We start from the raw sequence: 20,383 nt of genomic DNA on the forward strand, positions 1-20,383 counted from the left end.
TTCCGAATTGTACCCCGTTTAGCCTGGTTTTCCGAAACATGAACTGATCTCGATCACAAATATTTACCTTGATTATTACTCTCAGGCTAATGATTCCGCCCTGCGCTTAATTGATGACTTCCTCGGCACAGCGCACACTTTACTCAACGTTAAGCAAATCAGAATGATGTGCTGAATCAGGAGGTTAATAATGTTATCTGGGCAAACACCCACCCGGCAATGGAACACACGACGCACCGAGAAAGCGCGTCGTCTGGCCTCCGTACCGGTGCAGGGCAAGGTACTGCCAACCGGCGATCTTGTCGCCATGCTGGAAAAACTGATCGCGCCTGGCGACAAAGTCGTTCTGGAAGGTAATAACCAGAAGCAGGCCGATTTCCTTTCACGCTCGCTGGCTGAAGTGAACCCGCAAATCGTGCATGACCTGCACATGATTATGCCAAGCGTGGGCCGTAGTGAGCATCTGGATATCTTTGAGAAAGGTATCGCCCGCAAGCTGGACTTCTCCTTCTCCGGTACCCAGAGCCTGCGCATCTCGCAGCTGCTGGAAGATGGTCAGCTCGAAATTGGCGCTATCCATACCTACATAGAACTCTATTCACGTCTGTACGTGGATCTCTCGCCAAACGTGGCGCTGATTGCCGGCTTTAAAGCGGACCGAAAAGGTAATCTTTATACCGGTGCAAGCACCGAAGATACTCCCGCGCTGGTGGAAGCGGCCGCGTTCCATGACGGCATTGTCATCGCACAGGTGAATGAGCTGGTGGACGACGAATGCGACCTGCCGCGCGTTGATATTCCCGGCTCCTGGATTGACTTCGTGGTGGTGGCCGACAAACCGTTCTTTATCGAACCGCTGTTTACCCGCGACCCGCGTCTCATCAAACAGGAACATATCCTGATGGCGATGATGGCCATTAAGGGCATTTATGCGGAACATCAGGTGCAATCCCTGAACCACGGGATTGGTTTCAATACCGCGGCGATTGAACTGCTGCTGCCGACCTACGGTGAACAGCTCGGCCTGAAAGGCAAAATCTGTAAACACTGGACCCTTAACCCGCACCCAACCCTGATCCCGGCGATTGAAAGCGGCTGGGTGGAAAGCGTGCACTGCTTCGGCGGCGAACTGGGGATGGAAGAGTACATTCGTGCACGTCCGGATATCTTCTTTACCGGTGCCGACGGCTCTATGCGTTCCAACCGCGCCTTCTGTCAGCTGGCAGGCCAGTACGCCGTTGATATGTTCATCGGCTCAACCCTGCAGGTTGACGGGTATGCCAACTCCTCAACCGTGACCCGTGGTCGTCTCTCTGGTTTCGGCGGTGCGCCAAACATGGGCCATGACCCGCATGGTCGTCGTCATGCCACCCCGGCCTGGCTGAACATGATCACCGAACCTGATCCGATGCAGCGCGGTAAAAAACTCGTCGTCCAGATGGTGGAAACCTTCCAGGCAGGCGTGAAACCGACCTTTGTGGAAAAACTCGATGCTGTTGACGTTGCGAAAGCGTCCGGGATGCCTCTGGCTCCGGTCATGATCTACGGCGACGACGTGACACATGTGCTGACGGAAGAGGGGATTGCTTACCTCTATCGCGCAGAAAGTCTTGAAGAGCGCCGGGCGATGGTTGCGGCCGTCGCGGGGATCACCGATATCGGTCTGGGCGTCGATGCCAAGCGCGTGGCGCAGTTGCGCCAGAGCGGCAAAGTGGTTTACCCGGAAGATATGGGGATTCGCCGCACCGACGCCACCCGTTCTCTGCTGGCAGCAGGCAGCGTGTCAGACCTGGTTGAATGGTCTGGCGGTCTTTACAACCCACCTGCGAAATTCCGGAGCTGGTAATGAAACTTCTGCCCCAGATTCAGGTTGAAGGCGGTGCCGAATGGCTGGCGCGAACCGCCACGCAGTGTCTGATTGACGAAGCACAGTTAAGCCCGAAACCCGGTCTGGTGGACAGTCGGGGGAACGGCGCGCACCACGATCTGTCGCTCGCGTTGATGGAGCGTTCCGCGCGCAGCCTGACCCCCACGTTTCAGGCGCTGGCGCAACACAGCTGGCAGCGTCCGGCGGATATTGCGCTCAGGCAAACCATAGGGCGACTCGGCCGTGAAGGTGAGCAGCAGATGATGGCGGCTACCGACGGTGTAAATACCCACCGCGGCGCGATTTGGGCGCTGGGGCTGCTGGTCAGTGCCGTGGCGATGCTCGGTGGCGATGCCAGCGCGCAGGCGGTAGCGAATACCGCGGCACAGCTGGCGAAACTGCCCGATGACGCGGCGCCGAAAGTGTTCAGCAAAGGGCTACGCGCCACGCGCCGCTACCGGGTTCCGGGCGCACGTGAAGAGGCTCAGCAGGCATTTCCACACGTGATGCAGCGTGCTCTGCCGCGGCTTCGTCTGAGCCGTCTTAACGGCAGCAGCGAAACGTACGCAAGGCTCGATGCGCTGATGGCCATCATGACGTCGCTTACCGACACCTGCGTGCTGTCGCGCGCCGGGATGGCGGGGCTGGAGGCCATGCAGAACGGTGCGCGTGCGGTGCTGAGCACCGGAGGATGCGCGACATCCGCAGGCCAGATGGCGCTGGCGAGATTAGACCGTCACATGCTGGCACTCAATGCCTCACCGGGCGGAGCTGCCGACCTGCTTGCCGCCACGCTGTTTCTCGATCGCATCGAAACGCCTTATTCAAAGCATTAAGAGGATGTTATGGAAAAAATCACATTAACCATGCCAGCGAGCCGCGCGTTAAGCGGCAAAGCGCTCTCAGGGGTTGTTGGTTCCGGGGATATGGAGGTGCTGTTTGCCGCCGAACCGGGCCAGACGTTAACCATTGATATCACCACGTCCGTCGACAACAGCCGCGGTCGCTGGGAGGCGTTGTTCAACCGCCTGCACATCGTCAGCAGCCTGCCTGCAGGAAAACTGACGATCCACGACTTTGGCGCGACGCCGGGGGTGGTACGCATTCGTATCGAACAGGTTTTTGAAGGGGTGAGCCATGCGTGATGATCGGAGTTTTATTGAATTAAAAGCTCGCCAGCGTGCGCAGGCATTGCTGGACGACGGGAGCTATCGCGAACTGCTGGATCCTTTTGAAGGCATTATCTCCCCGTGGCTGGGGCCGCAGGGCATCGTTCCTCAGGCCGATGACGGCATGGTGGTCGCCAAAGGCACCCTCAACGGTCAGCCTGCGGTAGTGGTGGCGATCGAAGGTGCGTTCCAGGGCGGCAGCATGGGCGAAGTGTCCGGCGCCAAAATGGCAGCGGCGCTGGAGCTGGCGGCAGAAGATAACCGCAACGGGATCCCGACGCAGGCGGTACTGTGTCTCGAAACCGGCGGCGTGCGTCTGCAGGAAGCCAACCTGGGCCTGGCGGCCATTGCCGATATTCATGCGGCAATTGTTGATCTGCGCCGTTACACCCCGGTGGTCGGGATTGTGGCCGGGACCGTGGGCTGCTTCGGTGGGATGTCTATCGCTGCTGCACTGTGCAGCTACCTGATTGTCACCCGCGAAGCGCGTCTCGGTCTGAATGGTCCTCAGGTTATCGAGCAGGAAGCGGGGATTGAAGAGTATGACTCCCGCGACCGTCCGTTTATCTGGAGCATGACCGGTGGCGAAGTCCGCTATGAAAGCGGCCTGGTGGATGCACTGGTTGGCGATGGCGTGAACGCGGTGAAAGCGGCGATGAACGACGCGATTGCCAAAGGCGTGCCTGCGAAACATCGCACCGATAACTATGACGATTACCTGAACCGTCTGACGAATTTCGACACCCGCAAACAGGCCGATGCCGAACAGATTAAAGCGCTCTTTGCCCGGGAGGTGAAATGATGACTAACTCAGTAAGCCGTGGCGAACTCTGGCTGCAAACGCTCGCGCCGAACGCCAGACGCCTGGAGGGTTTATGCCCGTCCGTACAGGCGGCCGATGGTGAACTTAACGGTGAAACGGTACGTTTTGTTGCCGTGGTACCGGATGCCAACAACCACTTCCCGCGCGCGGCGAAAGGGGAAGTCGGTCTGCTGGAAGGCTGGACGCTGGCAAAAGTGGTGAGCGAAACCGTTGCCGCCGATGCCAACAGCGCCGTGAAGCGCCCGATCGTGGCGGTGATTGACGTGCCAAGCCAGGCCTATGGCCGTCGTGAAGAGGCATTTGGTATTCACCAGGCGTTGGCCGGCGCGGCGGCGGCCTATGCTAACGCGCGTCTGGCCGGTCATCCGGTGATTGGGCTTATCGTTGGTAAAGCGATGTCCGGCGCGTTTCTGGCGCACGGGTACCAGGCAAACCGCCTGATTGCCTTTAACGATAAAGGCGTGCTGATCCATGCCATGGGTAAAGAGTCTGCGGCGCGTATTACGCTACGTACCGTGGACGCGCTGGAAAAACTGGCGGCAACGATCCCGCCAATGGCCTATGACATCAGCAACTACGCCACACTGGGGCTGCTTTCCAACCTGCTGGACATCAGCAACCCGGATGCCCCTTCTGAAAACGATCTGACGCAGGTGAAAACCACGCTGCAACAGGCCATCCATGACGCTCGTCAGGACAACACCCTGAAAAACCGTCTCGGTGCTGACAATCGCCGCAGCTCTGCCCTCGTACGCGAACGCATGCGGGCAAGCTGGTAAGTAAAAAGAGACCTGCCAGATGCACTCCCCGCGGACGTAACCGTTACGTCCGCGCGGGAACCTGCATCCTGAAAATAATAATCATCGCGCCAGTGCTTAAACTTTTTTACTACAGGTGAATTATGACTTACGTAATTGTTCATGCTCTTGCACCGATTTTCGTCATCATGCTGCTGGGATTCTGGGCCGGTAAGGCAAAGATGGTCGATAACAAAAATGTCTCCCTGCTCAATATCTTCGTCATGGATTTTGCTTTGCCTGCCGCGCTGTTCAGCGCCACGGTGCAAACCCCGTGGACCGGCATCGTAGCCCAGTCGCCGCTGATTCTGGTGCTGACCCTGGCGATGTGGATAACCTACGCGGCCATTTACTTCCTCGCGACCAGCGTCTTTAAAAAATCCCCACAGGATGCCGCCGTGCTTACGCTGACGGTTGCGCTGCCAAACTATGCCGCGCTTGGCTTGCCGATTCTGGGCAGTGTGCTGGGTGAAAGCTCTTCAACCTCACTGTCCGTGGCGGTCTCTATTGCCTGTGGTTCGGTACTGATGACGCCGTTCTGCCTGCTGATTCTGGAACGTGAAAAAGCGCGTGCCGAAGGCAATAACTCCGGTTCAACGCTCTCGATGCTGCCGGTGCTGATGTGGCGCTCGATTAAAAAACCGATTGTGATGGGTCCCCTGCTGGGTGTGATTTTGTCTGCTATCGGCATCAAAATGCCTGAACTTGTTCTGGCCGCCATTAAGCCACTGGGCCTTTCTGCAACGGCTGCCGCGCTGTTCCTGACCGGGGTGATCCTCTCTGCGCGTAAGCTGCAGATCAACACCATGGTGATTACCTCAACCGTAGCCAAGCTGCTGATCCAGCCTGCGATTGCCTGGGGTATCGTTCTGATCTTCGGTCTGCACGGCTCCGTGGCGATCACCGCTATCCTGATGATTGCGCTCTCAGCCGGTTTCTTCGGCGTGGTGTTCGGTAACCGCTTTGGCGTGCAGTCTCCGGATGCGGAAGCGGTGCTGCTGTTAAGCTCGGTACTGTGTATCCTGTCGCTGCCACTGTTTATCTCGCTGACTTCAGGAATGTAATCATGACCACAACATTACGCCCTCACGACCTCATCTGGCTTAACGCGCGTGACGCGCTGGAAGGTATCACTGACGACTGGGTGGATGCGGTATGGCATACCGGTTTACCGGTGGTCGTGCGGCGTGATGTTGATAACGCTGGCCGTATTCCCGTTGGCGTGCGCGGTTTACGCCGCGACCAGCGGTCGGCCGGTTGGGTGAAGCCAGACAACGTCGTGCGGGTGATCTCACCCGAGGCGTTGAGCGTGACCGCCGATCTTCTGCGTTCACCGTTTGTGACTCAGCCACCGGTTCAGGTGGCGTTGCAACTTTCTCAGCAGTCATGGCCATGGACGTGGGGAATTACGGGCAGCACGGGCTACGCCCTGGCGACCGGTATTCCGGTCATTCATGCCGACAGCGATCTCGATTTGCTGGTGCGAGCCCCTCAGCCTCTGTCGGCTGACGCTTTTCGTGTCTGGGCGTCACAGCTCAGCCGCGCGTTATGTCGGGCAGACACCCAGGTCGACACCCCTGAAGGCGGCTTTGCGCTGACGGAGTGGCTGCGCGACGGCAAAACGTTGCTGAAGGCCCGCCGTGGGCCACGTCTGGTGGCGGACCCGTGGCACAGGGAGGAGTGATGAAAATACTGTTTACCTTTCCAGGGCAGGGCACCCAGCATGTCGGTATGCTGCAAAACCTGCCTGGCACGACGCTGGAGCAGGCCCGCGAGGTATTGGGTGGCGAAGTCGATACGCTGGATACCGCGGCAGCGTTAACCCACACGCGAGCCGTTCAGCTTTCGTTGTTAATTGCCGGTGTTGCCTGGGCGCGTGAGCTTGAACAACGCGGCGTGGCACCGGATATCGTCAGCGGTCTGTCTATTGGCGCGTATCCGGCCGCGGTCATTGCCGGTGCGCTGGAATTTGCCGACGCGCTGAAGCTGGTCGCGCTGCGTGGCGATCTCATGGAGCAAGCCTATCCGCACGGTTATGGCCTGACCGCGATAATGGGTCTGACCCTGCCTCAGGTTGAAGCGTTGCTGGAAGGCACCGGAACGTATATCGCCAATCTGAACGCGGAAACGCAGATTGTGATCGCCGGCACCGATGAGGGGATGGCGCAGGTGGCGAAACGCGCGCTTGCAAAAGGGGCTAATAAGGCGCATCGGCTGACCGTCAGCGTGCCTTCCCATTGCGAGCTGTTGGCGGAGCCGGCGCACAAGCTGGTGGAGGCATTCACATCCGTCACGCTCACACGCCCGCGCTGTGCTTACCTGAGCGGCAGCACAGGACGCGTGCTCTGGACGCCTGAGAAAATCGCGGACGATCTGGCGATGAATATGGCGCGCACGGTGCGCTGGCAGGAAGCGGTGATTTCTGCCAACGAGCGTGAAGCTCGGCTGGCGATTGAAATGCCACCAGGCGGAGTACTGACCTGCCTGACGCGTCAGGCGGCCTGGGAAGGGGAGTCGGTTTCGCTGGAGCGCAGTGGTGTAGACGTGGCGGTACACCTCGCTAAGCGGCTACAGCGGTAGGGTCTGCGCAGGGTCGATGGCGATACTGCGGGCATACATTCGCCCTTCGGCTGCCAGTGCCCGCAGGCTGGGGTCTTGCTCGCGGTTGCGGGCAAACACAATGGCAATCAACTGCTGCATCTGATACGGCTGGGCCAGCTTCAGTAGCTGTACTGAGTTCTCATACACTTTCTTCATTCTGCCTGGCATGAGCGTAAAGCCCACGCCCGCCTGCACCAGACTCAGCATCGAGAAAATGTCATTTACGCGGGTGACGATTTCCGGTTCGAAACCGGCAATATGAAACGCCTCCTGAAACCCGGCGTAGGTGGCAAACCCTTCCGACAGCGCGACAAACTTCTGGTCTTTGTAATCACGTAAGTCGGCAGGCCCGCTGGTGTTCAGCGTGGCAGAGGCCGGTGCGGCAAGAAAAATGTCGTCATGGAACAGGGGGAGCACTTCCAGACTGTTGCGGTCGATATCGCTTTCGGAAATAGAGATGAGGATGGCGTCGAGCAAACCGTCGTCCAGCATACGCAACAGGGTCTCGTTAGAGCCCATCGTCAGGTCCATCTCCAGGTCCGGACGGCGCAGTTTCATCCCCATAATCAGGCGTGGCACGGTTTCCAGCGTCAGCGAGTAGAGCGTGCCGACGCGCAGTCGTCCCTGGCCAACACCGGCCGTTTTGCGCGCTTCTTCCAGCCCGCGCGCCATTACCTGCATCACTTCCTGACAATATTCCAGCAGCGTCCAGGCTGAAGGCAGCGCAATGAGATTGCGACCTTTGTGCGTAAAGAGCGGGCAGCGCACATTTTCTTCGAGAGTATGCAGCGCGCGGTGCACGCTAACGCCGCTCAGGCCAAGCGCTTCGGCGGTACGGGCGATGTTGCCCTTCTCCATAAAGGTCATGAAGATGCTGAGTTTACGAAATGTAATGTCGCTCGTGATATCGAAACTCATAACCCTCCCGGGGATTTAGTCGGCCTGCAGCATGGCTTCCAGCTGTTCCTGGGCGTCCAGCCACGCCATCTCGCACGCTTCGAGGCTGGATTTCGTCTTCGCCTGTGTCTGCAGGCAGTCGGTCAGTTCCGCCTTACGGCTCTGGTCATACAGACCGCTGTCGCCCAGCTTCTCTTCAACGGTAGCCAGCAGAGCGTTAAGTTTCTCCATCTCCTTTTCGAGACGGGCAATCTCTTTACGCAGCGGCTGGGTCTGAGTACGCAGTTCCGCTTCACGGCGCTTCTGGTCTTTACGCGCCTGGGCGCTGTTGGCGTTATCTTTCGACGAGTCGTCCGGCTGGTTTTCCTGCTTCTGCACGTCCGTTAGCCACTGCTGGTAGTCTTCCAGATCGCCATCGAACGGCTCGACTTTGCCATCGTGCACTAAATAGAGATCGTCCGTTGTGGAGCGGATCAGGTGACGATCGTGCGAGACGACAACCAGCGCGCCTTCAAACTCAATTAACGCTTCGGTCAGCGCCTGACGCATGTCGAGATCGAGGTGGTTTGTAGGTTCATCGAGCAGCAGCAGGTTCGGACGCTGCCAGACGATAAGCGCCAGCACCAGACGCGCTTTCTCGCCGCCGGAGAAACGTTCGGTGTTTTCGGTGACTTTATCGCCCTGGAAGCCAAAGCCGCCAAGGTAATCGCGCAGCTTCTGCTCCATCTCCTGCGGCGCCAGTCGCGCGAGGTGTTGGATGGGCGATTCATCCGCGCGTAAGAATTCCAGCTGATGCTGGGCGAAGTAGCCAAGCTTAATGCCTTTTGCCAGGCCGATCTCGCCGCTGACCGGGTTAAGCTCGCCCGCCAGCAGTTTAATCAGCGTCGATTTACCGGCGCCGTTACGCCCCAGCAGACCAATACGTGAACCCGGCACCAGGTTGAGCTTGATGGAGTCGAGAATAATGCGATCGCCGTAGCCAGCACTCACCTTTTCCATCTTCAGCAGTGGGTTCGGCAGGCTCTCGGGCTCGCGAAAACTGAAGTGGAACGGGTTATCGACGTGCGCCGGGGCGATCATCTCCATGCGTTCCAGCATCTTGATGCGGCTCTGGGCCTGCTTGGCTTTAGAGGCTTTTGCCTTGAAGCGGTCAACAAAGCTTTGCAGATGCGCCACGCGCTGCTGCTGGCTTTCGTACATCGCCTGCTGTTGAGCAAGGCGCGTCGCGCGCTGGCGCTCGAATGAGCTGTAGTTGCCGGTGTATTCAAACAGGTTTTGCTGTTCGATATGAATGATTTTATCCACCACCGGGTCGAGGAAGTCGCGGTCGTGGGAGATCAGAATCAGAGTGCCCTGATAGCTCTTGAGCCACTTCTCCAGCCAAATAACCGCATCGAGATCGAGGTGGTTAGTGGGTTCATCAAGCAGCAGCAGGTCGGAACGGCAAATCAGTGCCTGCGCCAGGTTAAGGCGCATACGCCAGCCGCCGGAGAAGTCGCTGACGGGGCGTTCAAGCTGTTCGTTGCTGAAACCCAGACCGTGCAGCAGGCTGGAGGCGCGGGAGCGAATGGTCCATGCGTCGATGGCGTCCAGCTTACCGTGGACGGTGGCGATAGCATGACCGTCATTACGCTCGTTGGCGGCGTTCAGTTCAGCTTCCAGCTTACGGTATTCACGATCGCCGTCGATAACATAGTCGAGAGCGGGTTCGCTCAGGGCAGGCGTCTCCTGATTTACCCAGGCAAGCTGCCAGTTACCCGGATAGGTAAAGTTACCGCCGTCAGCGCTAATCTCGTTTTTCAGCAGCGCAAGCAGGGTCGATTTTCCGCAGCCGTTTTTGCCGACCAGACCCACTTTTTGACCGGGATTGATGGTGGCGGAGGCGTTATCCAGCAGGACGCGCACGCCGCGGCGAATTTGTAACGAGGAGAAAACAATCATAGAAGCGCCGTATGTTCCGACTATGTTAATTTGTCATTATGATAATGTAAGGTGTGGGCCATTTTCCGCACCGGGCCGCCATGGTAGCCCAAAACAACGACGATACACAAAAACAGAAACAGAACCGGGAGGGGAGTGATGTCTCAGACAGCGAAAGTGCTGCTGCTGTATGCCCATCCGGAATCTCAGGACTCGGTGGCAAACCGGGTTCTGCTTAAGCCGGCTACTCAGCTCAGCAATGTGACGGTGCACGATCTCTACGCGCACTATCCTGATTTCTTTATTGATATTCCTTACGAGCAGGAACTGCTGCGTCAGCATGACGTGATTGTGTTCCAGCATCCGCTTTATACCTATAGCTGTCCGGCACTGCTGAAAGAGTGGCTGGACCGTGTGCTGAGCCGGGGGTTCTCCAGCGGGGTGGGGGGCAACCAGCTGGCGGGAAAGTACTGGCGCAGTGTCATTACGACCGGTGAGCCAGAGAGCGCTTACCGCCACGACGGTCTTAACCGTTATCCCATGAGTGATATCCTGCGGCCGTTTGAGCTGACGGCTGCGATGTGCCGCATGCACTGGATGAGCCCGATTATTGTCTACTGGGCGCGTCGCCAGAAGCCTGAAGCGCTGGCGAGCCACGCCAGAGCGTATGGCGATTGGCTGGCATCACCGATATCGGCGGGAGGTCGCTAATGGAAGGATCGAATTTACTCCTGGCCGGCGTGCTGTTTTTATTTGCCGCAGTGGTGGCGGTTCCGCTGGCCGCCCGGCTGGGCATTGGCGCGGTGCTGGGCTACCTGCTGGCCGGGATCGCCATTGGCCCCTGGGGGCTGGGATTCATCAGCGATGTGGATGAAATTCTCCACTTCTCTGAACTGGGCGTAGTGTTCCTGATGTTCATCATTGGCCTCGAACTGAACCCGTCAAAACTGTGGCAGCTCCGGCGATCGATATTTGGCGTGGGGGCGGCGCAGGTCTTGTTCAGTGCCGCAATTCTGGCCGGGCTGTTAATGCTGACCAACTTCTCGTGGCAGGCGGCGGTGATCGGCGGAATAGGTCTTGCGATGTCGTCGACAGCGATGGCGCTGCAGTTAATGCGTGACAAAGGGATGAACCGCAACGAGGCAGGACAGCTGGGCTTTTCGGTACTGCTGTTTCAGGACCTGGCCGTGATCCCGGCGCTGGCACTGGTGCCGTTACTGGCAGGCTCTGGTGACGATCATTTTGACTGGGTCAAAATCTCCATGAAGGTGCTGGCCTTCGCCGGCATGCTGATTGGCGGACGTTTCCTGCTGCGGCCGGTGTTTCGTTTTATTGCCGCCTCTGGCGTGCGCGAGGTGTTTACTGCCGCGACGCTGCTGCTGGTGCTGGGCTCGGCATTGTTTATGGACGCGCTGGGGCTGTCGATGGCGCTCGGTACGTTTATCGCCGGGGTGCTCCTTGCTGAAAGCGAATATCGTCACGAACTGGAAACGGCTATCGATCCGTTTAAAGGGCTGCTGTTAGGGTTGTTCTTTATTTCGGTGGGAATGGCGCTCAACCTGGGCGTGCTCTATACCCATTTGCTGTGGGTGGTGATGAGCGTTGTTGTGCTGGTGGCGGTAAAAACGCTGGTGCTGTACGTCATGGCACGGATATACGGGCTGCGCAGTTCCGAGCGCATGCAGTTTGCCAGCGTCTTAAGTCAGGGCGGAGAGTTCGCGTTCGTGCTGTTCTCCACCGCCTCCTCCCAGAAGCTGTTTAAAGACGATCAGATGGCGCTGTTGCTGGTGACGGTCACGCTGTCGATGATGACCACCCCGCTGCTCATCAGGCTGGTGGATAAGCTGCTCTCGCGACGCTTAAATCCGACAGAGGATGAAGATGAGATGCCGTGGGTGGAGGATGATAAGCCGCAGGTGATTGTGGTGGGCTTTGGCCGCTTTGGGCAGGTGATTGGACGTCTGCTGATGGCGAACAAAATGCGCATTACGGTACTGGAGCGCGATATCAGCGCGGTGAACCTGATGCGTAAATACGGCTACAAGGTTTACTACGGCGACGCGACCCAGCTCGAACTGTTGCGTTCAGCGGGGGCAGAAGCGGCAGAATCCATCGTGATTACCTGCAACGATCCGGAAGATACGATGAAGCTGGTGGAACTGTGTCAGCAGCATTTCCCGCATCTGCATATTCTGGCGCGTGCGCGTGGACGTGTTGAAGCGCACGAACTGCTGCAGGCAGGTGTGAAGCACTTCTCCCGTGAGACATTTTCCAGTGCGCTGGAGTTGGGACGTAAAGCGCTGATTTCGCTGGGCATGCATCCTCATCAGGCTCAGCGGGCCCAGATGCATTTTCGCCGGCTGGACATGCGAATGCTGCGCGAATTAATGCCGGTACACTCTGATACGGCGCAGATCTCCCGCGTGCGGGAAGCGCGTCGCGAGCTGGAAGAAATTTTCCAGCGAGAGATGCAACAGGAACGACGCCAGCTCGATGGCTGGGATGAATTTGAATAAAGGGTAACGAAAGATGGCTGTACGTAAACGCTTTATTGCGGGCGCAAAATGCCCGAGCTGCCAGGCGCAAGATACGCTGGCGATGTGGCGGGAAAATAATATTGATGTCGTAGAGTGTGTTAAGTGCGGTCATCAGATGCGCGAGGCGGATAAAGAAGCCCGCGATCATGTTCGCAAAGAAGAGCAAGTTATCGGGATTTTTCATCCGGACTAGCGATATGCCCTGAGTTTTTTTAAGCTAAAGGGTACACGGGTGCAGATTTCCGCTACAATCTGCGCCAGCAATTTTCCCTTGCTCAGGAGATATCATGAAAGTAGCAAAAGACCTGGTGGTCAGCCTGGCCTATCAGGTACGTACAGAAGACGGTGTGTTGGTTGATGAGTCTCCGGTGAGTGCGCCGCTTGACTACCTGCATGGTCACGGTTCCCTGATTTCCGGCCTGGAAAACGCGCTGGAAGGTCACGACGTTGGCGACAAATTCGACGTTGCTGTTGGCGCGAACGACGCTTACGGTCAGTACGACGACAACCTGGTGCAGCGCGTTCCTAAAGACGTGTTCATGGGCGTTGACGAACTGCAGGTTGGCATGCGCTTCCTGGCTGAAACTGACCAGGGTCCGGTTCCTGTTGAAATCACTGAAGTGGAAGACGACCACGTTGTGGTTGACGGCAACCACATGCTGGCTGGCCAGAACCTGAAATTCAACGTAGAAGTTGTTGCGATCCGTGAAGCGACCGAAGAAGAGCTGGCTCATGGCCACGTTCACGGTGCACACGGTCACGACCATGACCACGATCACGGCCACGACGGCTGCTGCGGTGGTCACGGCCACGATCACGACCATGGTCACGACCACGGTAAAGGTGGTTGCGGTAACGGCGGCTGCGGTTGCCACTAATTCCGTTATGCGGAAAATAAAAAAGCGGGATAATAATCCCGCTTTTTTTACGCCTCAATAATGAGGTGGTGGCGTCTCTTCTGACTGAGAGGCAATATGTGACGGCTGTGTGGCCTTCAGTTTGTCCGTCAGCAGGCGCATGAGATCCCGCAGTTTCGCCATTTCCAGTTCATGTGCGGTCACTGTCTGGTTTAGTTCTTCGATGGTGATGTCCTGAAAAGCCAGGCGGCTTTCCAGCTCAGCCATTCTCGCTTCTAACATTGTGTCCTTCATCATTCACCTCGTTGTATCTCATTAACCACAATCGGCCAGCGGCGGCGAAGTTTAACTGAGTTTATCCTTAAGTTCAGTATCTATCCCCTTGGCAAGAAACTTATTTAAACAAAAATAGTCTGAAAAGTGGCGAGAATCGGGAGAGTCTGTCTGTAGATTTCTTCCGCAACGTTTTATAGTACGTAACTCATTTACGTTTAACGCTGGGGTGAGAGTCCCCAGGCCCTGGAGATATGGATGAAATCACTGTTTAAAGTAACGCTGCTGGCGACGACGATGGCTGTTGCGCTGAACGCGCCGCTGTCCTTCGCTGCTGATACTGCTGCGAAGCCTGCTGCAACTGCAGACAGCAAAGCGGCGTTCAAAAATGACGACCAGAAATCCGCCTACGCACTTGGCGCATCTCTGGGTCGTTACATGGAAAACTCTCTGAAAGAACAAGAGAAACTGGGCATTAAACTGGACAAAGCTCAGCTGATCGCGGGCGTTCAGGACGCATTTGCAGATAAGAGCAAACTGTCTGACCAGGAAATTGAACAGACTCTGCAGGCGTTCGAAGCACGTGTGAAAGGTGCCGCTCAGACTAAGATGGAAGCGGATGCAAAAGACAACGAAGCGAAAGGCAAAGCCTACCGCGATACCTTTGCTAAAGAGAAGGGCGTGAAAACCTCCTCTACGGGTCTGGTGTACAAAGTTGAGAAAGAAGGTACCGGTGATGCGCCTAAAGACAGCGATACTGTCGTGGTTAACTACAAAGGTACGCTGATCGACGGTAAAGAGTTCGATAACTCTTACACCCGTGGTGAGCCTCTCTCCTTCCGTCTGGATGGTGTGATCCCAGGCTGGACTGAAGGTCTGAAAAACATCAAGAAAGGTGGCAAGATCAAACTGGTTATTCCACCGGATCTGGCATATGGCAAAACCGGCGTTCCAGGTATCCCTGCTAACTCTACCCTGGTCTTTGACGTAGAGCTGCTGGATATCAAGCCAGCGCCGAAAGCTGATGCGAAACCAGAAGCGCAGGCAGAACAGAAAGCTGCGACAGACGCGAAGAAGTAATGGAATGAAAACCGCCGCCTTTAAGGCGGCGGTTTTTTTTATTGTGGGGCAGATATAATTAACACTGGAAAGCGTTATGCACGCTGTATTAATTTAGTTGTCCGTGTAGATAATGAGCCTGCCCTGAAAACCTAACGACAGGCTCCTGAAAAGGAGTGTTTTTTTCATGTCCAGGTCGCTTTTAACCAACGAAACCAGTGAACTTGATTTACTGGATCAACGTCCTTTCGACCAGACCGACTTCGATATTCTGAAATCCTACGAGGCGGTAGTGGACGGGTTAGCGATGCTCATTGGGTCCCACTGCGAAATCGTATTGCACTCCCTGCAAGATCTTAAGTGTTCCGCCATCCGCATTGCTAATGGTGAGCATACTGGCCGTAAAATTGGTTCGCCAATCACCGACCTTGCATTGCGTATGCTGCATGACATGACCGGCGCGGACAGCAGCGTCTCCAAATGTTATTTCACCCGCGCCAAAAGCGGCGTACTGATGAAATCAGAAACCATCGCGATTCGTAATCGCGAGCATCGCGTGATCGGTCTGTTGTGCATCAACATGAACCTTGATGTGCCGTTCTCGCAAATCATGAGCACTTTCATACCGCCTGAAACGCCGGACGTTGGCTCCTCAGTTAACTTTGCCTCCTCGGTTGAAGATCTGGTGACGCAGACGCTTGAGTTCACTATCGAAGAGGTGAATGCCGATCGCAACGTATCGAACAACGCCAAGAATCGTCAGATCGTGCTGAATCTCTATGAGAAAGGGATTTTTGACATCAAAGACGCCATTAACCAGGTGGCCGATCGCCTGAACATTTCCAAGCATACGGTCTACCTCTACATCCGCCAGTTCAAAAGCGGTGATTTCCAGGGGCAAGACAAGTAATGCGTTTTTCGCTGATGGTGACAGGCCCGGCGTATGGTACTCAGCAGGCCAGCAGCGCGCTGCAGTTTGCGCATGCGTTACTGGCTGCCGGACATGAGCTGGTGAGCGTCTTCTTTTATCGGGAAGGGGTGTATAACGCCAACCAGTTTACCTCACCGGCCAGCGATGAATTTGATCTGGTGCGCGCCTGGCAGACGCTGAACGAGACAAGGGGGGTTGCGCTGCATATCTGCGTGGCGGCAGCCCTGCGTCGCGGCGTGACCGATGCCACCGAAGCTGAACGTCTTGGCTTGCCAGGGGCCAACCTGCAGCCGGGGTTTACGTTGAGCGGTCTGGGCGCACTGGCACAGGCTGCGTTAACCTGCGACAGAGTGGTGCAATTCTGATGAAACGCGTGGCGTTTGTTTTTTCATCTGCTCCGCACGGTAGTGCGTCCGGCAGAGAAGGGCTGGATGCGTTGCTCGCAACATCAGCACTGACCGAAGACATCGGTGTCTTCTTTTTAGGGGATGGCGTGTTTCAGCTTCTGGCAGGCCAGCAGCCGCAGGCTATTCTGGCGCGGGATTACATCGCGACCTTTAAAGTGCTGCCGCTTTACGACATTGAAACCTTTTTTGTCTGCGCTGATTCTCTTGCTGCGCGCGGTCTGAGCGATAAGACGTCTTTCGTGCTGGATGTAACACTCCTCCCGGCCGACGCGCTGCGCGACCAACTTTCCCATTACGACACTGTTCTGAATTTCTGAGGCTAACATGCTCCATACCCTGAGCCGTTCACCGTGGCATTGTGATATCGACGCATTACTGAGTATGCTGCGCGAAGGTGATGACCTGCTGCTGATTCAGGATGGCGTACTGGCTGCGCTTGAAGGGAGTCGTTTCGTTGAAATTCTCAGCAATGCCCCCATATCCGTCTCTGCGCTGAAAGACGATCTTGAGGCGCGAGGTCTTTCTGGTCAAATTTCAGCCAAAATTGACGTGGTTGGCTATACTGATTTCGTCAATCTTACTGTGACGCACGCCAGTCAAATGAACTGGTGATCCGAGATCGCTGTATATTTCTTGACACCTTTTCGACGTAGCCCTAAAATTTCGCGTCCTCATATTGTATGAGGTCGTTTTATTACGTGTTTACGAAGCAAAAGCTAAAACCAGGAGCTATTTAATGGCAACAGTTAACCAGCTGGTACGCAAACCACGTGCGCGCAAAGTTGCAAAAAGCAACGTGCCTGCACTGGAAGCCTGCCCGCAGAAACGTGGCGTATGTACTCGTGTATATACCACCACTCCTAAAAAACCAAACTCCGCACTGCGTAAAGTATGCCGTGTGCGTTTGACTAACGGTTTCGAAGTGACTTCCTACATCGGTGGTGAAGGTCACAACCTGCAGGAGCACTCCGTGATCCTGATCCGTGGCGGTCGTGTTAAAGACCTTCCGGGTGTTCGTTACCACACCGTTCGTGGTGCGCTGGACTGCTCAGGTGTTAAAGACCGTAAGCAGGCTCGCTCCAAGTACGGCGTGAAGCGTCCTAAGGCTTAATGGTTCTCCGTTAAGTAAGGCCAAACTGATTTATCTTAATGTCAAACTAAACTCGTAGAGTTTTGGACAATCCTGAATTAACAACGGAGTATTCCCATGCCACGTCGTCGCGTCATTGGTCAGCGTAAAATTCTTCCAGATCCGAAATTCGGATCAGAACTGCTGGCAAAATTTGTAAATATCCTGATGGTAGATGGTAAAAAATCTACTGCAGAAGCAATCGTATACAGCGCGCTGGAGACCCTGGCTCAGCGCTCTGGTAAAAATGAACTGGAAGCTTTCGAAGTCGCTCTCGACAACGTGCGCCCGACTGTAGAAGTTAAGTCTCGCCGCGTTGGTGGTTCTACTTATCAGGTTCCAGTTGAAGTTCGTCCGGTTCGTCGTAATGCTCTGGCAATGCGTTGGATCGTTGAAGCTGCTCGTAAACGCGGTGATAAATCCATGGCTCTGCGTCTGGCGAACGAACTTTCTGATGCTGCAGAAAACAAAGGTACTGCAGTTAAGAAACGTGAAGACGTTCACCGTATGGCAGAAGCCAACAAGGCGTTCGCACACTACCGTTGGTAATCCCTTCGGAGTATTAGTCACCAGGCGGGCGCTTCAGCGAAGCTGCCCGTCCTGGGTTACTTAACTGAACGCCTAAAGAAACAAACGAGGAATCAAATGGCTCGTACAACACCCATCGCACGTTACCGTAACATTGGTATCAGTGCGCACATCGACGCCGGTAAGACCACTACTACCGAACGTATTCTGTTCTACACCGGTGTAAACCATAAAATCGGTGAAGTTCATGACGGCGCAGCCACCATGGACTGGATGGAACAGGAGCAGGAGCGTGGTATTACTATCACCTCCGCAGCGACTACTGCATTCTGGTCAGGTATGGCTAAGCAGTACGAACCGCATCGCGTTAACATCATCGACACCCCAGGGCACGTTGACTTCACCATCGAAGTAGAACGTTCCATGCGTGTTCTTGACGGCGCGGTAATGGTTTATTGCGCAGTTGGTGGTGTTCAGCCACAGTCTGAGACCGTATGGCGTCAGGCGAACAAATATAAAGTTCCACGCATCGCGTTCGTTAACAAAATGGACCGTATGGGTGCTAACTTCCTGAAAGTTGTTGGTCAGATCAAATCCCGTCTGGGCGCGAACCCTGTTCCGCTGCAGCTGGCAATTGGTGCTGAAGAAGGCTTCACCGGCGTTATCGACCTGGTGAAAATGAAAGCCATCAACTGGAACGATGCAGACCAGGGCGTTACCTTCGAATACGAAGATATCCCAGCTGAGATGCAGGACCTGGCTGACGAATGGCACCAGAACCTGATCGAATCCGCTGCTGAAGCTTCTGAAGAGCTGATGGAGAAATACCTGGGTGGTGAAGAACTGACTGAAGAAGAGATCAAAAAAGCTCTGCGTCAGCGTGTTCTGAACAACGAAATCATCCTGGTAACCTGTGGTTCTGCATTCAAGAACAAAGGTGTTCAGGCGATGCTGGATGCGGTAATTGATTACCTGCCATCCCCGGTTGACGTTCCTGCGATCAACGGCATCCTGGACGACGGTAAAGATACTCCGGCTGAACGTCACGCAAGCGACGAAGAGCCGTTCTCTGCACTGGCGTTCAAAATTGCTACCGACCCATTCGTGGGTAACCTGACCTTCTTCCGCGTTTACTCTGGTGTGGTTAACTCCGGTGACACCATCCTGAACTCCGTGAAAACGGCGCGTGAACGTTTTGGCCGTATCGTACAGATGCACGCTAACAAACGTGAAGAGATCAAAGAAGTTCGTGCGGGCGACATCGCTGCAGCAATCGGTCTGAAAGACGTGACTACTGGTGACACCCTGTGTGACCCGGATCACCCGATCATTCTGGAGCGTATGGAATTCCCTGAGCCGGTAATCTCCATCGCGGTTGAACCAAAAACCAAAGCTGACCAGGAAAAAATGGGTCTGGCTCTGGGCCGTCTGGCGAAAGAAGACCCATCATTCCGCGTATGGACTGATGAAGAATCTAACCAGACCATCATCGCTGGTATGGGTGAACTGCACCTGGACATCATCGTTGACCGTATGAAGCGTGAATTCAACGTTGAAGCGAACGTGGGTAAACCTCAGGTTGCTTACCGCGAAGCGATTCGTGCGAAAGTTACCGATGTTGAAGGTAAACACGCTAAGCAGTCTGGTGGTCGCGGTCAGTACGGTCACGTTGTGATCGACATGTACCCACTGGAGCCGGGCTCTAACCCTAAAGGTTACGAGTTCATCAACGACATCAAAGGTGGTGTAATTCCTGGCGAATACATCCCAGCCGTTGATAAAGGTATCCAGGAACAGCTGAAAGCGGGCCCTCTGGCTGGCTATCCGGTTGTTGACATGGGTGTCCGTCTGCACTTCGGTTCTTACCACGACGTTGACTCCTCTGAACTGGCGTTTAAACTGGCTGCGTCTATTGCCTTTAAAGAAGGCTTTAAGAAAGCAAAACCAGTTCTGCTTGAGCCAATCATGAAGGTTGAAGTAGAGACTCCTGAAGAGAACACCGGTGACGTTATCGGTGACTTGAGCCGTCGTCGCGGTATGCTGCGCGGTCAGGAATCCGAAGTAACTGGCGTTAAGATCCATGCTGAAGTTCCGCTGTCTGAAATGTTCGGATATGCAACTCAGCTGCGTTCTCTGACCAAAGGTCGTGCATCATACACCATGGAATTCCTGAAGTATGATGATGCGCCTAACAACGTTGCTCAGGCCGTTATCGAAGCCCGTGGTAAGTAATCCACAGGATTAAAACCTAAGTCCCGTGCTCTCTCCGAAGGGGAGAGCACTATAGTAAGGAATATAGCCGTGTCTAAAGAAAAATTTGAACGTACAAAACCGCACGTCAACGTTGGTACTATCGGCCACGTTGACCATGGTAAAACTACCCTGACCGCTGCAATCACTACCGTACTGGCTAAAACCTACGGCGGTGCTGCTCGTGCATTCGACCAGATCGATAACGCACCAGAAGAAAAAGCGCGTGGTATCACCATCAACACTTCTCACGTTGAATATGACACCCCGACTCGCCACTACGCACACGTAGACTGCCCAGGCCACGCCGACTATGTTAAAAACATGATCACCGGTGC

24 protein-coding genes are annotated in these 20,383 nt (G+C 55.5%); 21 read left to right on the forward strand and 3 right to left on the reverse strand.

The features are described 5' to 3' along the window. Positions 1 to 190: 190 nt before the first annotated feature. From mdcA to mdcH, 8 genes are all read left to right on the forward strand, one after another. Positions 191 to 1,846: a malonate decarboxylase subunit alpha gene (gene mdcA / locus AB6731_RS19040; RefSeq protein WP_014171924.1), complete on the forward strand. Its 1,656-nt coding sequence runs from the start codon at positions 191 to 193 to the stop codon at positions 1,844 to 1,846. Further along, the gene (locus tag AB6731_RS19045; RefSeq protein WP_371006668.1) at positions 1,846 to 2,703 is read left to right on the forward strand and encodes a triphosphoribosyl-dephospho-CoA synthase; all 858 of its coding nucleotides are present in this window, start codon (positions 1,846 to 1,848) and stop codon (positions 2,701 to 2,703) included. Before mdcA ends, AB6731_RS19045 begins: the two co-directional genes overlap by 1 nt. Positions 2,704 to 2,712: 9 nt before the next feature. Beyond that, positions 2,713 to 3,012 carry a malonate decarboxylase acyl carrier protein gene (mdcC, locus tag AB6731_RS19050; protein WP_371006670.1) on the forward strand — a complete coding sequence of 100 codons (300 nt, stop codon included), beginning with the start codon at positions 2,713 to 2,715 and terminating at the stop codon, positions 3,010 to 3,012. Continuing rightward, a complete protein-coding gene (locus AB6731_RS19055) occupies positions 3,005 to 3,838 on the forward strand; it encodes a biotin-independent malonate decarboxylase subunit beta (RefSeq protein WP_014171921.1) in 834 nt (277 codons plus the stop codon). The genes mdcC and AB6731_RS19055 overlap by 8 nt, the downstream gene beginning before the upstream one ends. Further along, entirely contained in the window at positions 3,838 to 4,638 is an 801-nt protein-coding gene (gene mdcE, locus AB6731_RS19060) for a biotin-independent malonate decarboxylase subunit gamma (RefSeq protein ID WP_032670503.1), read from the forward strand. Before AB6731_RS19055 ends, mdcE begins: the two co-directional genes overlap by 1 nt. 122 nt (positions 4,639 to 4,760) lie before the next feature. Further along, positions 4,761 to 5,720: an AEC family transporter gene (locus tag AB6731_RS19065; protein ID WP_014171919.1), complete on the forward strand. Its 960-nt coding sequence runs from the start codon at positions 4,761 to 4,763 to the stop codon at positions 5,718 to 5,720. 2 nt (positions 5,721 to 5,722) lie between these two features. Then, a complete protein-coding gene (locus AB6731_RS19070) occupies positions 5,723 to 6,340 on the forward strand; it encodes a malonate decarboxylase holo-ACP synthase (protein WP_371006671.1) in 618 nt (205 codons plus the stop codon). Then, the gene (gene mdcH, locus AB6731_RS19075; protein ID WP_020884598.1) at positions 6,340 to 7,236 is read left to right on the forward strand and encodes a malonate decarboxylase subunit epsilon; all 897 of its coding nucleotides are present in this window, start codon (positions 6,340 to 6,342) and stop codon (positions 7,234 to 7,236) included. Before AB6731_RS19070 ends, mdcH begins: the two co-directional genes overlap by 1 nt. Here the strand turns inward: mdcH and AB6731_RS19080 are convergent. Together AB6731_RS19080 and AB6731_RS19085 are read right to left on the reverse strand one after the other, a co-directional pair. Then, positions 7,225 to 8,175, reverse strand: coding sequence for a LysR family transcriptional regulator (locus tag AB6731_RS19080; protein ID WP_020884599.1), 951 nt, complete (start codon positions 8,173 to 8,175; stop codon positions 7,225 to 7,227). The genes mdcH and AB6731_RS19080 overlap by 12 nt on opposite strands. 15 nt (positions 8,176 to 8,190) lie before the next feature. Then, positions 8,191 to 10,095: an ABC transporter ATP-binding protein gene (locus AB6731_RS19085; protein ID WP_073397612.1), complete on the reverse strand. Its 1,905-nt coding sequence runs from the start codon at positions 10,093 to 10,095 to the stop codon at positions 8,191 to 8,193. Positions 10,096 to 10,233: 138 nt separating this feature from the next. Between AB6731_RS19085 and kefG the strand changes: the two genes are divergently transcribed. The 4 genes from kefG to slyD all read left to right on the forward strand — a co-directional run bounded on the left by kefG (position 10,234) and on the right by slyD (position 13,489). After that, positions 10,234 to 10,785 carry a glutathione-regulated potassium-efflux system ancillary protein KefG gene (gene kefG / locus AB6731_RS19090; protein WP_020884601.1) on the forward strand — a complete coding sequence of 184 codons (552 nt, stop codon included), beginning with the start codon at positions 10,234 to 10,236 and terminating at the stop codon, positions 10,783 to 10,785. Beyond that, positions 10,785 to 12,590 carry a glutathione-regulated potassium-efflux system protein KefB gene (gene kefB, locus AB6731_RS19095; RefSeq protein ID WP_020884602.1) on the forward strand — a complete coding sequence of 602 codons (1,806 nt, stop codon included), beginning with the start codon at positions 10,785 to 10,787 and terminating at the stop codon, positions 12,588 to 12,590. The genes kefG and kefB overlap by 1 nt, the downstream gene beginning before the upstream one ends. Before the next feature lie 13 nt (positions 12,591 to 12,603). Next, on the forward strand, positions 12,604 to 12,804 hold the full coding sequence (locus tag AB6731_RS19100; protein WP_013099038.1) for a YheV family putative zinc ribbon protein: 201 nt from the start codon (positions 12,604 to 12,606) through the stop codon (positions 12,802 to 12,804). A gap of 94 nt (positions 12,805 to 12,898) precedes the next feature. Further along, positions 12,899 to 13,489, forward strand: coding sequence for a peptidylprolyl isomerase (gene slyD, locus AB6731_RS19105; RefSeq protein WP_014171912.1), 591 nt, complete (start codon positions 12,899 to 12,901; stop codon positions 13,487 to 13,489). Positions 13,490 to 13,543: 54 nt separating this feature from the next. Here the strand turns inward: slyD and AB6731_RS19110 are convergent, their stop codons facing one another. Next, positions 13,544 to 13,762 carry a protein SlyX gene (locus tag AB6731_RS19110; protein WP_020884603.1) on the reverse strand — a complete coding sequence of 73 codons (219 nt, stop codon included), beginning with the start codon at positions 13,760 to 13,762 and terminating at the stop codon, positions 13,544 to 13,546. Between the two features lie 237 nt (positions 13,763 to 13,999). Between AB6731_RS19110 and fkpA the strand changes: the two genes are divergently transcribed. From fkpA to AB6731_RS19155, 9 genes are all read left to right on the forward strand, one after another. After that, the gene (gene fkpA / locus AB6731_RS19115) at positions 14,000 to 14,821 is read left to right on the forward strand and encodes an FKBP-type peptidyl-prolyl cis-trans isomerase (RefSeq protein WP_014171910.1); all 822 of its coding nucleotides are present in this window, start codon (positions 14,000 to 14,002) and stop codon (positions 14,819 to 14,821) included. A gap of 166 nt (positions 14,822 to 14,987) precedes the next feature. Further along, positions 14,988 to 15,710, forward strand: coding sequence for a transcriptional regulator (locus AB6731_RS19120; RefSeq protein WP_014171909.1), 723 nt, complete (start codon positions 14,988 to 14,990; stop codon positions 15,708 to 15,710). After that, positions 15,710 to 16,096, forward strand: coding sequence for a sulfurtransferase complex subunit TusD (gene tusD, locus AB6731_RS19125; RefSeq protein WP_020884604.1), 387 nt, complete (start codon positions 15,710 to 15,712; stop codon positions 16,094 to 16,096). Before AB6731_RS19120 ends, tusD begins: the two co-directional genes overlap by 1 nt. After that, a complete protein-coding gene (tusC, locus tag AB6731_RS19130; RefSeq protein WP_014171907.1) occupies positions 16,096 to 16,455 on the forward strand; it encodes a sulfurtransferase complex subunit TusC in 360 nt (119 codons plus the stop codon). The genes tusD and tusC overlap by 1 nt, the downstream gene beginning before the upstream one ends. A 7-nt stretch (positions 16,456 to 16,462) precedes the next feature. Further along, positions 16,463 to 16,750, forward strand: a complete 288-nt coding sequence (gene tusB, locus AB6731_RS19135; RefSeq protein WP_014171906.1) for a sulfurtransferase complex subunit TusB — start codon at positions 16,463 to 16,465, stop codon at positions 16,748 to 16,750. Positions 16,751 to 16,874: 124 nt separating this feature from the next. Further along, the gene (gene rpsL / locus AB6731_RS19140; protein WP_000246815.1) at positions 16,875 to 17,249 is read left to right on the forward strand and encodes a 30S ribosomal protein S12; all 375 of its coding nucleotides are present in this window, start codon (positions 16,875 to 16,877) and stop codon (positions 17,247 to 17,249) included. 96 nt (positions 17,250 to 17,345) lie between these two features. Beyond that, positions 17,346 to 17,816 carry a 30S ribosomal protein S7 gene (gene rpsG, locus AB6731_RS19145; protein WP_003861706.1) on the forward strand — a complete coding sequence of 157 codons (471 nt, stop codon included), beginning with the start codon at positions 17,346 to 17,348 and terminating at the stop codon, positions 17,814 to 17,816. Between the two features lie 96 nt (positions 17,817 to 17,912). Continuing rightward, on the forward strand, positions 17,913 to 20,027 hold the full coding sequence (gene fusA / locus AB6731_RS19150) for an elongation factor G (RefSeq protein ID WP_014171904.1): 2,115 nt from the start codon (positions 17,913 to 17,915) through the stop codon (positions 20,025 to 20,027). A 69-nt stretch (positions 20,028 to 20,096) separates the two neighbouring features. Continuing rightward, on the forward strand, positions 20,097 to 20,383 hold a 287-nt coding region (locus tag AB6731_RS19155; RefSeq protein ID WP_000031683.1), incomplete at its 3' end, for a GTP-binding protein.

It is taken from the genome of Enterobacter sp. RCC_40 (assembly GCF_041360735.1).
Lineage (GTDB): Bacteria > Pseudomonadota > Gammaproteobacteria > Enterobacterales > Enterobacteriaceae > Enterobacter > Enterobacter ludwigii.